This window comes from Edaphovirga cremea, from assembly GCF_003332275.1.
Taxonomy (GTDB): domain Bacteria; phylum Pseudomonadota; class Gammaproteobacteria; order Enterobacterales; family Enterobacteriaceae; genus Edaphovirga; species Edaphovirga cremea.
Genome location: NZ_QOVA01000018.1, coordinates 30,795 through 48,783 on the forward strand (window position 1 = coordinate 30,795; position 17,989 = coordinate 48,783).

The following is a 17,989-nucleotide window of genomic DNA, read 5'->3' on the forward strand; positions in this document are numbered from 1 at the left end:
TATATAATTAGTTTTACTAATTAATATTTTTTCTCGTTTTGATTACTTTTTTTTGCGGCAATTAATCAAAACGCTATTTATATCTATTGAACCCCTGAACTGAAACGATGGGTCAGTTTTGCGTTAAGCCTACATTTTTCAGGGTAAAAAAAGAGAGTTTAGCTGCACGTATTTTGTCGTTACCCGCCAGGTCGAAGAAAAGTAAGTCACCGCAATACATGATTTTTTCTGATTGTTCCTGCCGTGCCCTTTCATTTTAAGAAGGGATAACTCTCGGCATGGAATTTTTAAAGATGATTTGGTTCAAGGGGTAACACATGGCTCAACTCAGCAGCAAAGTAGATATTCTCGCGCGCAATTCTGGCAACGTCATTTCACAAGTCGCAGACGGAAATCAAACTATATCATTGAATCAATTGAGTATTGTGCGGATCCATGGCACCCGCGATTTGGTGCTTAATTACGAGCGCATCGGAAACGATTTGGTTCTGCACATGAAAGACGGTACTACCGTTCGCTACAGAAGCTTTTTTCTGACTGATGCTGAAGGTCGTCATAGTGAGCTGGTTTTTGATGATGGTACCCACGCGCCTGAACATGCGGTATTTGCTGCGTTAGGCGCGCCACCCGCAGAGCCTGTAGCTCTGATCCCACAATATGAAACCATTGATAACGTCGGTGCCCTGGTCTTTGACAGCAACTCTTTCTCGCCAGCCGCTTTGGCCGCCATACTGGGTTTTGTCGCCCTCGGCGCAGGCGTTACCATCGCCTCACACAACAGTGGCGGTGGGAGCGGGAGTAATACCGAGACCCCCGGACAACCTGAAGAGCCGTCTGCTCCGACTATCACGATTCGCCCCTTCGCTGGCGATAACATCCTCAATGCCGCTGAATCCCAACTACAACAGGTACTTAGCGGGACTACCGACGGCGTTGAGGCCGGGCGTACGATTCAAATTACACTCAACGGAAAAACCTACACCACTACCGTGGACGCCGAGGGTGCATGGAGTCTGAATCTGTCCGCTGCGGATCTGCAAACGTTGGCCGATGGCACCTATGTGATCACCGTGACGGTGACCAATGAGTCTGGCGAGAGCGCAGAACAGAGCGTAACCATGGTGGTAGACACGACGCCACCAATCCTGACCATCAATCCGGTGGCCGGGGACGATATTCTCGATGCGGCAGAGACGGGTCAGCCCCAGATTATCAGTGGAACGGCATCCGTTTCTGAAGCGGGCAAAACCGTTACCGTTACTATGAACGGCGCGAATTACACCGCAACGGTAGGTGCAGACGGAAATTGGAGCCTGACTATTCCGGCAGGGGTGCTGAGTGGTCTGGGAAATGGCGGTTATTCGCTGACGGCGACGCTGACGGATTCCGCAGGAAATTCAACGCAAATCACTCATGATTTTACTGTCGATACCACAGTCGAAACATTGCCAACACTGACTCTTGATGCGTTTACCGGTGATAACGTGCTGGATGCCGCAGAGCGTCAAGTGCAGCAACCGTTGAGCGGCAGCACGACAAACGTCGAGACCGGGCAGTTCGTGTTGATCACCCTTAACGGCAAAACGTATTCGGCGGAAGTGCAAGCCAGCGGCAACTGGAGCATCAACGTGCCCGCCGCCGATCTGGCGCTGCTGGTCAACGGCGACACCACCATCAGCGCAACGGTCACCGACGCTTCCGGCAATCCGGCGACAGCCAGCGAAACCCTGACGGTCAATACCGATCTGGGCGGGCTGTCACTCGATCCCATCTCCGGTGATAACCGACTGAATGCGCTGGAAGCGGGCAGCGAGCTGTCGGTCTCCGGCACCTCGGCGAATGTCGCCGAAGGCGCGACGGTCACGGTGACGCTGAACGGTAAAACCTACACCGCGATTGTCGGTGACGATGGTCGCTGGACGGCGACCATTCCGGCTGCCGATCTGGCGCTGTTGCCGGACGGTCAACTGACCGTTACCGCGACAGCAACGGACGAAGGCGGCACGACGGTCAACGGCTCGGCACAGCTTGGCGTATTTATCACCGACCTGCCGGAAGCGACACTCAATCCGCCGTTTGGCGACGGCATCCTGAACGGGGACGAAACGCAGACGTCGCAAACCCTCAGCGGCAGCACCGGTGTAACTGGCGACGGCCAGACAGTCACCGTCAATATCGGCGGTCAGGACTACAGCGGCACAGTGGACGGCGACGGCAACTGGACGATCAGCGTACCGGCCGATGTGTTGCAGGCGCTGCCGCAGGGCGATAACCCGCTCTCGGTGGTGGTGACGGACGCGGCAGGCAACAGAGACACGCTGCCTGCCGTGGTCAATGTCGACACCGTTGCCCCGACGCTGATCGTCAATCCGGTGACCGGCGATGGGGTGATCAACGCGGCGGAAGCGGCAGGCGCGATCGCCATCACCGGCTCGGCCTCGCTCTCCGAAGCCGGTCGCACTGTTACCGTCACCCTGAACGGCCAAAGCTACACCGGCGTGGTGCAGGATAACGGCACCTGGAGCGTCAGCGTTCCGGCCGGTGCATTGGCGGGTGCGGAGAATGGCAGCTATCCGCTGACTGCAACGCTTTTAGACTCGGCGGGTAACAGTACCGAGGTGACACAAAACGTCACTCTCGATGCCGATCCGGCGTCCCTGCCAACCCTGACGCTGAACGCCTTCGCGGGCGACAATCTGCTTAACGGTGCGGAGCAGCAGACCGCGCAACCGCTGAGCGGCAGCACGACAAACGTCGAAGCCGGACAGTTCGTGCTGATCACGCTTAACGGCAAAACGTATTCAGCCGAAGTGCAGGCCAGCGGCAACTGGACGATCAACGTGCCCGCTGCCGATTTGGCGCTGCTGGTCAACGGCGACACCACCATCAGCGCAACGGTCACCGACGCTTCCGGCAATCCGGCGACAGCCAGCGAAACCCTGACGGTCAATACCGATCTGGGCGGGCTGTCACTCGATCCCATCTCCGGTGATAACCGACTGAATGCGCTGGAAGCGGGCAGCGAGCTGTCGGTCTCCGGCACCTCGGCGAATGTCGCCGAAGGCGCGACGGTCACGGTGACGCTGAACGGTAAAACCTACACCGCGATTGTCGGTGACGATGGTCGCTGGACGGCGACCATTCCGGCTGCCGATCTGGCGCTGTTGCCGGACGGTCAACTGACCGTTACCGCGACAGCAACGGACGAAGGCGGCACGACGGTCAACGGCTCGGCACAGCTTGGCGTATTTATCACCGACCTGCCGGAAGCGACACTCAATCCGCCGTTTGGCGACGGCATCCTGAACGGGGACGAAACGCAGACGTCGCAAACCCTCAGCGGCAGCACCGGTGTAACTGGCGACGGCCAGACAGTCACCGTCAATATCGGCGGTCAGGACTACAGCGGCACAGTGGACGGCGACGGCAACTGGACGATCAGCGTACCGGCCGATGTGTTGCAGGCGCTGCCGCAGGGCGATAACCCGCTCTCGGTGGTGGTGACGGACGCGGCAGGCAACAGAGACACGCTGCCTGCCGTGGTCAATGTCGACACCGTTGCCCCGACGCTGATCGTCAATCCGGTGACCGGCGATGGGGTGATCAACGCGGCGGAAGCGGCAGGCGCGATCGCCATCACCGGCTCGGCCTCGCTCTCCGAAGCCGGTCGCACTGTTACCGTCACCCTGAACGGCCAAAGCTACACCGGCGTGGTGCAGGATAACGGCACCTGGAGCGTCAGCGTTCCGGCCGGTGCATTGGCGGGTGCGGAGAATGGCAGTTATCCATTGACCGCGACGTTGTCGGATGCGGCAGGCAACAGCACCGAGGTGACACAAAACGTCACTCTCGATGCCGATCCAGCCTCTCTGCCAACGCTGACGCTGAACGCCTTCGCGGGCGACAATCTGCTTAACGGCGCGGAGCAACAGACCGCGCAACCACTGAGCGGTAGCACGACCAATGTCGAAGCCGGACAGTTCGTGTTGATCACGCTTAACGGCAAAACGTATTCAGCCGAAGTGCAGGCCAGCGGCAACTGGAGCATCAACGTGCCTGCCGCCGATCTGGCGCTGCTGGTCAATGGCGATACCACCATCAGCGCAACGGTCACTGATACTGCGGGTAATCCGGCCACTGCCAGCGAAACCCTGACGGTGAATACCGAGCTGGGCGGGCTGTCTCTCGATCCGATCTCCGGCGACAATCGGCTGAATGCGCTGGAAGCAGGCAGCGAGCTGTCGGTCTCCGGGACGTCAGCGAATGTCGCCGAAGGTGCGACGGTCACGGTGACGCTGAACGGTAAAACCTACACCGCGACTGTCGGTGATGACGGTCGCTGGACGGCGACCATTCCAGCCGCGGATCTGGCGCTGTTGCCAGATGGGCAACTGCCTGTTACCGCGACAGCAACGGATGAAGGCGGCACGGAGGTTAACGGCTCGGCACAGCTTGGTGTATTTATCAGCGAGTTGCCGGAGGCGACACTCAACCCACCGTTTGGCGACGGCATTTTGAACGGTGACGAAACCCAGACGTCGCAAACCCTCAGCGGCAGCACTGGCGTAAGTGGCGACGGCCAGACAGTGACCGTGAATATCGGCGGTCAGGACTACAGCGGCACGGTGGACAGCAATGGCAACTGGACGGTGAGCATTCCGGCGGATGTGCTGCAGGCACTGCCGCAGGGCGATAACCCGGTTGAAGTGACGGTCACCGATGCCGCAGGAAATAGCAATACCCTCGACAGTTCGGTCAATGTCGACACCATCGCCCCGACGCTGATCGTCAATCCGGTCACCGGCGACGGGGTGATCAACGCGGCGGAAGCGGCGGCGGCGATCGCCATCACCGGAACGGCGTCCCTCTCCGAAGCCGGTCGCACGGTGACTGTCACCCTGAACGGCCAAAGCTACACCGGCGTGGTGCAGGATAACGGCACCTGGAGCGTCAGCGTGCCAGCCGGTGCATTGTCGGGTGTGGAGAATGGCAGCTATCCATTGACTGCGACTTTGAGTGACACGGCGGGCAATGAGACTTCTGTCAGCCAGAATGTGGTGCTGGATGTCGATCCGGCCTTCCTGCCAACCCTGACGCTCAACGCCTTTGCGGGCGACAATCTGCTTAATGGTGCAGAGCAACAGACCGCGCAACCGCTGAGCGGCAGCACCACCAACGTCGAAGCCGGGCAGTTTGTGTTGATCACGCTGAACGGCAAAACCTACAGCGCCGAAGTACAGGCCAGCGGCAACTGGAGCATCTCTGTTCCGGCTGCCGATCTGGCGCTGCTGGTCAACGGCGACACCACCATCAGCGCAACGGTCACCGACGCTTCCGGCAATCCGGCGGCAGCCAGCGAAACCCTGACGGTCAATACCGATTTGGGCGGGCTGTCGCTCGATCCGATCTCCGGCGACAACCGACTGAATGCGCTGGAAGCGGGCAGCGAGCTGTCGGTCTCCGGCACCTCGGCGAATGTCGCCGAAGGCGCGGTGGTCACGGTGACGCTGAACGGTAAAACCTACACCGCGACTGTCGGTGACGATGGTCGCTGGACGGTGACCATTCCAACTGCCGATCTGGCGCTGTTGCCAGATGGTCAACTGACCGTCACGGCCACTGCCACCGATGAAGGCGGCACGGTGGTCAACGGCTCGGCGCAGCTCGGGGTATTTATCAGCGAGCTGCCGGAGGCGACACTCAACCCACCGTTCGGCGACGGCATTTTGAACGGTGAAGAAACGCAGACGTCGCAAACCCTCAGCGGCAGCACCGGCGTAAGTGGCGACAGTCAGACCGTCACGGTGACTATCGGCGGTCAGGACTACAGCGGCACGGTGGACAGCAACGGCAACTGGACGGTGAGCATTCCGGCGGACGTGTTGCAGTCGCTGCCGCAGGGCGATAACCCGCTCTCGGTGGTGGTGACGGACGCGGCAGGGAATAGCAACACCCTCGACAGCTCGGTCAATGTCGACACGATCGCCCCGACGCTGATCGTCAATCCGGTCACCGGCGACGGGGTGATCAACGCGGCGGAAGCGGCGGCGGCGATCGCCATCACCGGAACGGCGTCCCTCTCGGAAGCCGGTCGCACGGTGACCGTCACCCTGAACGGCCAAAGTTACACCGGCGTGGTGCAGGATAACGGCACCTGGAGCGTCAGCGTGCCAGTCGGTGCATTGTCGGGTGTGGAGAATGGCAGCTATCCATTGACCGCAACGCTTTCAGACTCGGCGGGTAATAGCACCGAAGTGACGCAAACCGTGACTCTCGACGCAGATCCGGCGTCCCTTCCAACCCTGACCCTCAACGCTTTCGCGGGTGACAATCTGCTTAACGGTGCGGAGCAGCAGAACGCGCAACCGCTGAGCGGCAGCACGACCAACGTCGAAGCCGGACAGTTCGTGTTGATCACGCTTAACGGCAAAACGTATTCAGCCGAAGTGCAGGCCAGCGGCAACTGGAGCATCAACGTGCCCGCCGCCGATCTGGCGCTGCTGGTCAACGGCGACACCACCATCAGCGCAACGGTCACTGATACTGCGGGCAATCCGGCCACTGCCAGCGAAGTCCTGACGGTGAATACCGATCTGGGCGGGCTGTCGCTCGATCCGATCTCCGGCGACAATCGACTCAATGCGCTGGAAGCAGGCAGCGATCTGCCGGTCTCCGGCACCTCGGTGAATGTCGCCGAAGGTGCGATGGTGACGGTGACGCTGAACGGCAAAACCTATACCGCGACTGTCGGTGATGACGGTCGCTGGACGGCGACCATTCCGGCGGCGGATCTGGCGCTGCTGCCGGACGGGCAGTTAACCGTGACGGCTACCGCCACCGACGAAGGCGGCACCGTGGTCAATGGCTCGGCACAGCTCGGCGTATTTATCACCGACCTGCCGGAGGCGACACTCAATCCACCGTTTGGCGACGGCATCCTGAATAGTGAAGAAACGCAGACGGCGCAAACCCTCAGCGGCAACACCGGTGTAACTGGCGACGGCCAGACTGTCACGGTGACTATCGGCGGTCAGGACTACAGCGGTACGGTGGACAGCAACGGCAACTGGACGGTGACAGTACCGGCAGATGTATTGCAGGCACTGCCGCAGGGCGATAACCCGCTCTCGGTGGTGGTGACGGACGCGGCAGGGAATAGCAACACCCTCGACAGCTCGGTCAATGTCGACACCGTTGCCCCGACGCTGCTCATCAATCCGGTGACCGGCGACGGGGTGATCAACGCGGCCGAAGCGGCGGCGGCCATTGCCATCACTGGCTCGGCCTCGATCTCCGAAGCCGGTCGCACGGTGACCGTCACCCTGAACGGCCAAAGCTACACCGGCGTGGTGCAGGATAACGGCACCTGGAGCGTAACCGTTCCGGCGGGAGCACTGGCAGGTGCGGAGAACGGCAGCTATCCATTGACCGCGACTTTGAGTGACACGGCGGGCAATGAGACTTCTGTCAGCCAGAATGTGTTGTTGGATGTCGATCCTGCCTCTCTGCCAACCCTGACCCTCAACGCGTTCGCGGGTGACAATCTGCTTAACGGCGCAGAGCAACAGACCGCCCAGCCGCTGAGCGGCAGCACGACCAACGTTGAAGCCGGACAGTTCGTGCTGATCACGCTTAACGGCAAAACGTATTCAGCCGAAGTGCAGGCCAGCGGCAACTGGACGATCAACGTGCCCGCCGCCGATTTGGCGCTGCTGGTCAACGGCGACACCACCATCAGCGCAACGGTCACTGATACTGCGGGCAATCCGGCCACTGCCAGCGAAACCCTGACGGTGGATACCGAGCTGGGCGGCCTGTCGCTTGATCCGATCTCCGGAGACAATCGGCTGAACGCGCTGGAAGCGGGCAGCGATCTGTCGGTGTCGGGTACGTCAGTGAATGTCGCCGAAGGCGCGATGGTCACGGTGACGCTGAACGGCAAAACCTACACCGCGACTGTCGGTGACGATGGTCGCTGGACGGCCACCATTCCAGCCGCGGATCTGGCGCTGCTACCGGACGGTCAACTGACCGTGACGGCCACCGCCACCGATGAAGGCGGCACCGTGGTCAATGGCTCGGCACAGCTTGGGGTATTTATCAGCGAACTGCCGGAGGCGACACTCAACCCACCGTTTGGCGACGGCATTTTGAACGGTGAAGAAACGCAGACGCCGCAAACCCTCAGCGGCAGCACCGGCGTAAGCGGTGACGGCCAGACGGTGACGGTAAATATCGGTGGTCAGGACTACAGCGGCACGGTGGACAGCAACGGCAACTGGACGGTGACAGTACCGGCAGATGTATTGCAGGCACTGCCGCAGGGCGATAACGCGCTCTCGGTGGTGGTGACAGACGCCGCAGGAAATACCAATACCCTCGACAGCTCGGTCAATGTCGACACCATCGCCCCGACGCTGCTCATCAATCCGGTGACTGGTGACGGGGTGATCAACGCGGCGGAAGCGGCGGCGGCGATCGCCATCACCGGCTCAGCGTCGATTACGGAAGCCGGTCGCACGGTCACCGTTACATTGAACGGCCAGAGTTACACCGGCGTGGTGCAGGATAACGGCACCTGGGGCGTCAGCGTTCCGGCCGGTGCGCTGGCGGGTGTGGCGAACGGCAGCTATCCGCTGACCGCAACGCTATCAGACGCAGCGGGTAATAGCACCGAGGTGACACAAAACGTCACTCTCGATGCCGATCCTGCCTCTCTGCCAACCCTGACCCTCAACGCTTTCGCGGGCGACAATCTGCTTAACGGTGCGGAGCAGCAGACCGCGCAACCGCTGAGCGGCAGCACCACCAATGTCGAAGCCGGGCAGTTCGTGTTGATCACGCTGAACGGCAAAACGTATTCAGCCGAAGTACAGGCCAGCGGCAACTGGAGCATCAACGTGCCGGCTGCCGATCTGGCGTTGCTGGCTAATGGCGACACCACCATCAGCGCAACGGTCACTGATACTGCGGGCAATCCGGCTACGGCCAGCGAAACTTTGACAGTGAATACCGATCTGGGTGGCCTGTCGCTCGATCCGATCTCCGGCGACAACCGGCTGAATGCGCTGGAGGCGGGCAGCGATCTGTCGGTCTCCGGCACCTCGGCGAATGTCGCCGAAGGTGCGATGGTCACGGTGACGCTGAACGGCAAAACCTACACCGCAACTGTCGGTGACGATGGTCGCTGGACGGCGACCATTCCGGCGGCGGATCTGGCGCTGCTGCCGGACGGTCAACTGACTGTTACCGCGACAGCAACGGACGAAGGCGGCACCGTGGTCAACGGCTCGGCACAGCTTGGCGTATTTATCACCGACCTGCCGGAAGCGACACTCAATCCGCCGTTTGGCGACGGAATTTTGAACGGTGAAGAAACGCAGACGCCGCAAACCCTCAGCGGCAGCACCGGCGTAACTGGCGACGGTCAGACGGTCACGGTGACTATCGGCGGTCAGGACTACAGCGGCACGGTGGACAGCAACGGCAACTGGACGGTGAGCATTCCGGCAGATGTATTGCAGGCGCTGTCGCAGGGCGATAATCCGGTTGAAGTGACGGTCACCGATGCCGCAGGAAATAGCAACACTCTCGACAGTTCGGTCAATGTCGACACCATCGCCCCGACGCTGATCGTCAATCCGGTCACCGGCGACGGGGTGATCAACGCGGCGGAAGCGGCGGCGGCCATCGCCATTACCGGAACGGCCTCGCTCTCCGAAGTCGGTCGCACGGTCACCGTCACTCTGAACGGCCAAAGCTACACTGGCGTGGTGCAGGATAACGGCACCTGGAGCGTAGCCGTTCCGGCGGGAGCGCTGGCAGGTCTTGGCGATGGCGAACATACGTTGACGGCCACGCTGACGGATGTCGCCGGAAATCTCGCTTCGACCGATCTGACTTTTGATTCGGTAATCAACGGCGTCCCTGTACCTGTCATCAACATACCTTTTGGCGACAGCTATCTGAACATGAATGAATCACAGCAGGATGAACAGATTACGGGATCAACCGGTGTCACCGGGGTGGGCCAGGCTGTCGTGGTCACACTCAACGGGCAGGAATATGAGGCGACAGTGGATGCCAACGGTCAGTGGCAGGTCACTGTTCCAACTGAAGCGCTCCAGGTATTACCAGCCGGAGCTCAATCCATTAACGTCGTGGCGACCGATGCGGCAGGTAACGTAGGCAATAGCTCGATTCAGATCACGGTCGATCTGATCGCGCCGACGCTGTCGATTGGAGTGATTGCCGGTGATGATGTGATCAATGCGGCTGAGATTCTGCAACCGGTGATAATCAATGGCACCGCTTCTGTCACTGAAGCTGGTCAGAATGTTGAGATCACGTTCAACGGCGGTACCTATCAGGCACTGGTTCAGCCAAATGGCGACTGGAGCTTCACCTTACCGGGCAACGTGCTGCAATCACTGGCGGATGGCGGCTATCAGCTTTCAGCCACGCTGATTGATCAGGCGGGCAACGCCACAACGCAAATCCATGACTTTATCATTGACGCCAATGCGGCAAACTTGCCGACGCTGTCGATTGGTGTCGTCTCGGGCGATGATTACATCAATGCGCAGGAATCGTCGCAACCGCTCACCATCAGCGGTACCTCAACCGGGCTGGAAGTTGGCAGAACCGTCACCGTGACACTTAACGGGCTGGATTATACGGCCACGTTGGTGACTGGCGGTGGTTGGAGCCTGAGCGTGCCTGCCGATGCGGTTTCGGCATTGCCGGACGGTGCACAGACGATCGCGGCCAATGCCAGCGACGCCAGCGGCAATCCGGCGTCTGCCAATCATCAAGTGATGGTCATTGCCGCGCCTGCCGATCAACCACAATTAACCATCGGTGTCGTGGCAGGTGACGACATCATCAATGCGCAGGAGAGCGAGAGTGCAGTCACGATCAGCGGCAGCACGCAGCGCGTGGCTGAAGGTCAAACCGTTACTGTGACCCTGAACAATAAAACCTACACCGGCGAAGTCCAGGCAAATGGCAGTTGGAGCGTAACGGTACCTTCTGGTGATGTCGGCCAATTGCCACAGGGGCAAAACACCATTACCGCGACGGTGGATGATGTTGCGCAGAACCCGGCCAATGCGACCCATAATGTGCAGGTGGATACCGTGGCACCGCTGCTGGAAGTTGATGTGCTGGCAGGCGACGGCATTCTTAACTTGGCGGAAGCCCTGTTGGGTCTGGTTGTCGGTGGGACGTGCGAAGCGGGTTTGACGGTCACCGTCACGCTGAATGACAAAGCGTACACCGCTACTGCCAATAACAGTGGCGAGTGGAGTCTGACTATCCCGAGCGGCGATCTGTTGTTGCTGAGTGATGATCCTGTGCAGGTTGGGGTGAGTGTGACCGATACGGCAGGCAACACCACTGAACAGGTGCTCGATCTCGCTGTGGCAATCAACGTGCTGCCCGTGTTGCAGTTTGGCACGCTGTTTGCGGATGGCCTGCTGAACGAGGCCGAGGCGCTGGCCGCTGGCGTCATTAGCGGCACCAGTAATCTCGCGTTGGGTACAGCGGTCGAGGTCCATATTGGTGACTTGACGTTTACGGGTACCGTCGCGGCCGGTGGGGTGTGGAGCGTCAATATTCCAGCGGGCGAGTTGAGTGTTTTGCCGGATGGCGCACTGCAAGTCAGCGTCAATGCCGTCGATGCGGCCGGAAATCTGGGATCGGCCAGCGCCAATCTGGATGTACTGATCAATAACTTGCCGACCGTCACTATTAATCAGCCGTTTGGTGATGGACTGCTCAATGCGCTGGAAGCCGGGGTTAATCAGATACTTACCGGCACCACCGGTATCACGGGTGCAGGTCAGACGATGACCTTGACTATTGGCGATCTGACCATTGCCCCAACGGTGGGTCTGGATGGAAACTGGCAGGCCACGCTGACGCCACTGCAATTGTTGGCGCTGGGTGATGGCAGTCATACGATTAGCGTGACGGTAACCGATCGTGCAGGCAATGAAGATACCAACACGCTGGCCTTCAGCGCCATTGTTGATAACTTGCCCGCGCCGCAGATCAATCTGGCCTTCACTGACGGCATTATCAACGCCGCCGAAGCGCTGGCAGGCGGTGTTCTGAGCGGGATTACCGGCGCTACCGGTGCAGGGCAACGCGTTTCCGTGAATATCAATGGTACGGGTTATCAGGCCACGGTCGAGGTGAACGGCGACTGGTCGCTGGAATTACCAGCTTCTGTGCTGACGACGTTAGCGGATGGCGTCTGGCCGGTCACGGTAACCGTCACGGACAGCGTGGGGAATACGGCTGGCACGACCGGTAGCCTGGAGGTGCTAATCAATAACCTGCCGGATCCGGCCATCAACCTGCCATTTGGCGACGGTGTTCTGAATTTCCTGGAAGCGTTGGCCGGGCAGACCCTGAGTGGTGTCACAGGCATCACTGGCGCTGGACAGCAAGTGACGGTGTCGATCGATGGGCAAACGCCAATCGCGGCAACCGTGCTGGATAACGGCAGTTGGACTCTGGCCTTGACCGACATTCAACTGCGCGCCCTGATCGGTACCGACCATCAGTTCACCGTGACGGTTACCGATCGGGCGGGCAATGAGGAGAGCGTCGATCTGCCGTTTACCTCCTTGCAGCAACTGCCAATCCCACAAATTACCCTGCCATTTGTTGATGGCCTGCTGAACATTGCCGAGGTCAATGCGCCAACAGTGATAAGCGGCGTCACAGGGATCATTGGCAACAATCAGGATGTGAAGCTGTCGATCGACGTAGGGGGAATTCAATATACCGCCATAGTTGCGCCTGACGGCAGTTGGAGCCTGGCGCTGCCTGCCGGGGCGCTGGCCTATCTGACCGACGGTCAGCACAGCATTAATGTGACAGCCACCGATATCGCGGGGAATACGGGAACGGCGTCGCTTAATTTCGACAGTCTGTTGACGCTGCCGACACCGACGATCGCGTTGCCATTTACCGATGGCTTCCTGAACGCAGTCGAGGCCGCTGCAGGAACGACATTGCAGGGAACGACGGGGCTGATTGGTGCTGGTCAGGTGGTGACTATTACGCTCGGAAGCAACAGTTACGAGGCCACCGTCGATACGCAGGGCAACTGGAGTCTGCCGGTAACGGGCGGGATTCTTTCCGCGCTGACTGATGGCAGCCAGAGCATCGGCGTAGACGTCACGGATCGAGCAGGCAACAGTGCGGGCACCAGCGTTCAGGTTGATGTGGCAGTCCATAATCTGCCAACTGTCACCCTGAATGATTTTGCCGGTGACAATATCCTGAACTTTGCCGAAGCCAATCTGACGCAGTTGATCAGCGGGACGACAACGAACGTGCAGGTCGGACAGAACGTCAATATTACGCTGGGAACACTGACGTTGACTGCGCAAGTGCAGGGCAATGGCACCTGGAGCGTGGCGGTGACACCGCTGCAATTGGCGCAATTGACCGGGAGCCCGACGCTGTCTGTCTCCGTGACGGATCGCGCTGGCAACACCGACACCGACAGTCAGGGCATCACATTGAATGTCACACCGCCAGCGACGTCCCTCACCATCGATCCGATCAGCGGCGATAACATTATCAACGCCTCTGATACCGGGCTAACGGTGGCCGTCAGCGGTACGGTGACGGGCGCAACGCCGGGTCTGCAAACCATCGTCTTGCTGGTGAATGGGCTACCAACCGGTATCAGCCTGCCTATCATCGGCAACACCTGGACGACCACCTTGCCAGCAGCACTGTTTGCTGACGGCACGGTGTCGGTCACGGCGCAACTGGCAGGCGTAGGGACGCCTGCCAACGCCAACGTCAGTGTGCTGGTCGATCGCGAACTGCCCACGCTGACGCTGAATAACTTTGCCGTCGACAATACGGTGAACAATCTGGAGTCCAAAGTTACCCAATTGGTCAGCGGGGTGGCCTCCACGGAGGATATTGGCCGTACCGTTACGGTGACCCTGGAGGGTAAAAACTATTTTGCCACCGTTCAGGCAGGGGGGATCTGGAGCGTCGGAATTCCGGCGACCGATCTGCAAGCGCTGACACAGGGCGCACATCAGATCGTCGCCAGCCTCAGTGATGCCGCGGGCAACAGCGTGCAGCAAACCCTGCCGATCGTGATTGATACCGTGGCACCGTTGCTGTCGATTGACGTGCTGGCGGGCAACAACGTCCTGAATCTGGCTGAGGCGATACTCGGACAGGTGTTGACCGGCAGTGCACCGGGCGCGGAAGGGCAAACCATTACGGTCAATCTTGGCGTGAAAGTGTTGACGGCGGTGGTTCAGCCAAACGGCACCTGGAGCGTCAATCTGCTGCCTGATGATTTGCAGGCGCTGGCCGACGGGCCGCTGGTCGTCGGCGTTACCGTTGCCGATACCGCAGGCAATGAAACCAGTGCCAACCTGACGCTGAACATCGCGTTGAATACGGCCTTGGGTCTGGTGGTCAATCCGCTGTTTGGTGATGGATTCCTGAACGCCGCAGAGTCACTGGTCAGTCAGACCATCACCGGTATCGCGCAAAACGCCGGTGTCGGTGCGCAGGTGAAAGTGAATGTGGCGGGCACGGAATTGACCGCAGATGTGGGTACTGGCGGCGTGTGGAGTCTGGTTGTGCCACCGAATTTGCTGGCGCTGCTCAACAACGGTTTGTTGCAGTTGGATGTGTCGTTAACTGACGGCAACGGCAATCAGGTCAGCCAGTTGGTGGATCTGAACGTGCTGACGCATAACCTGCCAATTATCGGTGCCCTGAATCCGATCTTTGGTGGCGATGGACTGCTGAATGCGACCGAAGCCTTGCTGACCCAAACCGTCGGCGGGGTGATTCAGAATGTCGCGCCGGGTGCCCAGGTTACCGTCACGCTCGGCACCAAAACCTACACCACCACGGTGCAGGCCGGTGGGGTGTGGAATCTCGACATTCCGCCACTGGATCTCGGGGCGCTGCTGGATGGCAATCTCAATCTGGGCGTATCGGTCAAAGATGCCGCCGGTAATATCGTCAGCACCAACGTCGGCGTGGGGGTCTACGTGCATGACCTGCCACAGATCTCGCTGAATCCGATCTTTGGTGACGGCATCCTGAACGCGACCGATCTGCTGTTGAATCAAACCATTACCGGCACGGTGAGGAATGCTCTCGCGGGCACCATAGTCAGTATCGGCATTGGCGACAGTACGATCACTGCCATTGTGGATCCCAGCGGGCACTTCACTGCGCAAGTTGCACCGGACATTCTCGGTACGCTGGTCAGCGGTAATCTGACCGTCAGCGCCACGGTGACTGACCCGGCAGGTAACACCAATTTCGCGTTTGGTGGGGTGTTGGTGGATGTCAGCCTGCCGACCATCCAGCTTAATCCGCTGTTTGGCGATGGTTTGCTCAATGCGGCGGATGCGCTCACCACCCAGGTTATCGGCGGTGTGATTGGCAACGTTGCAGCGGGAACGCAAGTCAGCGTGACGCTGGGTGGAAAAACATTCCTGGCAACAACGGCAGCCAATGGCGCATTCAGCGTCACCTTGCAGCCTGCCGATCTGGCGGCGCTGCTGGATGGGCCACTGAATGTCGGCGTTGCGGTAACCAGCAACACCAGCAACACCGGCAACGTGGCCAGCGCCAGCGTCAGTGCCAATGTGATCATTCACAATTTGCCGACGCTGGTGCTTGATCCGCTGTTTGGCGGTGATGGATACCTCAACGCGGCTGAGGCCCTGCTGACCCAAACCATCAGCGGCACGGTGACCAATGCGGTTGCTGGCACGGTGGTGAACATCAGCGTGGGTAACAGCAATCTGACGGCAACCGTGGGTGCCAACGGGAAATTCACTGCGGCGGTTTCAGCCGATCTGCTGGGCACGTTGCTGGATGGCAACCTGACCGTCAGCGCGTCGATCACCGATCCGGTGGGTAATAAAGCCGGTGCCAGCGCGGGCGTGGTGGTCGACATCCATTCTCTGCCTTCTCTGGTACTGAATCCGATCTTTGGCGACGGCATTCTGAGCGTGGTGGATCTGCTGACGGCACAAACCATCAGCGGGGTGGCGAATAACGTTCCTACCGGTACCCAGATCGCCGTGACGCTGGGCAGCCACAGCTACACGGCAACCGTGGGCGGCGGCGGGGTGTGGAGCCTGTCCGTACCGACGCTGGATCTGAAATCGTTACTGGACGGTAATTTCACCGTCTCGGCGGCGGTGACCGATCCGGCGGGCAACTCGACAACGCAACAAGGCTCGTTCAACGTCATCGCCAACGCCTTGCCGACGCTGACGCTGAATCCGATCTTCGGTGATGGTCTGTTGAATGCAGCCGATGCGTTGCTCAATCAAACCATCAGCGGTACCTCAACCAATGCGCAAGGTTCGACGGTCAGGGTCACTTTGGGTTCGCAGGTTCTGAATGCCACGGTGCAATCTGATGGTACCTGGAGTTTGTCGGTTCCACCGCTGACGCTCGCGGCGCTGACTGATGGCAATCTGACGGTCGGCGCATCGCTGACCAATGCCGCAGGCCATACGGCGGGAGCCAGTCTGGGTGTGGATGTCGGGATCCATAACCTGCCGTCACTCTCTCTGGGTAACTTCTTCGCAACGGACGGCTGGCTGAATCTCAGCGAGGCGGGTTCAGCCCAGACGGTGAGCGGTACGGCACTTAATGCGGCGGGCGGAACCATTCAGGTCACGCTGGGCACGCACACCTACACCACGCAGGTGAACGGCAGTGGCGGATGGAACGTGTCGATTCCGTCGTTGGATCTGACTGGCGTGCTCGATGGCGTATCGAAAATTGGCGTGAAAGTCACCGATCTGGTCGGTAACTCCAGCTCGCAGCAAGTGGATTTCAGCGTCAAAACCCACGCCCTGCCGCTGTTGGGAATCAATCCGGTGACCAGTCTCGGCAACCTGTTGCTGCTGCCGGTCAATGGTCTGGTCGTTTCTGGCAGCAGTCTGAATGTTCAGCAGGGCGCGAAAGTCAGCGTCACCTTGCTGGGCAATACCTTGCTGGGAACCGTGCAGGCCAACGGCGACTGGAGCGTGAAATTTGTAGGTAACTTCCTCAGTAACCTGAATTTGCTCAATCTGTTGTCGACGCTGATAGCCGCTTCGGTTACCGATCTGGCAGGGAATGGCGTCTCGGTCAGCGTGGGTCTGGGGGCCGGTTCGCCGCTGCCGGCACAAACGCTGGCAACCAGCGAAATGCTGTCCACCGAGAGTCTGATGACGGCTGACACCGCTTCCGTAGTTCAGCACGCGCAGGTCGCCCACACTATTGCCGAGGTTAGAAGTGATGTCAGCGAAAGTTCGGTGGTGACGTCGGCGTTTACCGAGAGCGATCTCAGCAGCCAGCAGACTACCCCTGCTGAAAGCACGCTGACGGCACCGCTGGTTCAGCCGGAAATCACTGCGCCAGACGCGACGGCCAGCGGAACCGAAATCACCGACACCGTCTACAGCATTGGCGGCATTACGGTGCAACTGGATGCGGGCGTAGTGGACGGTGTGGCGATCGGCGGCAGCGGCAATGATGTCATCGAAGCCTTCACCACCGACTTCCTGCATATCGATGGCGGCGCTGGGCTCGACACACTGATGCTGGCGGGGACGCACCAGACGCTGGATCTCACCTCCCTTGGCCTGAAAGTGGAGAACATCGAAATCTTCGATCTGGGTAAAACCGGGACCAATAGTCTGGTGCTGAATTTACATGAGGCGCTGACGATAACGGACAAACCGGAAGACGATCTGATCATCAAAGGCGCTGATGGAAATCAGGTGACATTAACGGGCAACAACGAGAGTACGTGGAGCACGACGGGCCAGCGTGAAATCGATGGTTTGACCTTCGATGTTTATCACAACTCGTCGCTGGACAGCGCCAATACGCTGGGCGATGTGCTGGTTCAGCACGGAATCCAGGTACATCTGGTGTAGCAGATAGCCCCCGGTCGCCTCAGGCTGCCGGG

At 59.6% G+C, this 17,989-nt stretch carries 1 protein-coding gene; it reads left to right on the forward strand.

The genetic code is table 11. From position 1 onward, the window contains the following. Nucleotides 1–317: 317 nt before the first annotated feature. The gene (locus DRI82_RS18480) at nt 318–17,957 is read left to right on the forward strand and encodes an Ig-like domain-containing protein (protein WP_114195382.1); all 17,640 of its coding nucleotides are present in this window, start codon (nt 318–320) and stop codon (nt 17,955–17,957) included. The last annotated feature ends 32 nt before the right edge of the window (nt 17,958–17,989 follow it).

Bases quoted from the DNA above. Each gene is read 5' to 3' on its own strand.
- DRI82_RS18480 (WP_114195382.1), top strand. From the start codon at position 318: ATGGCTCAACTCAGCAGCAAAGTAGATATTCTCGCGCGCAATTCTGGC.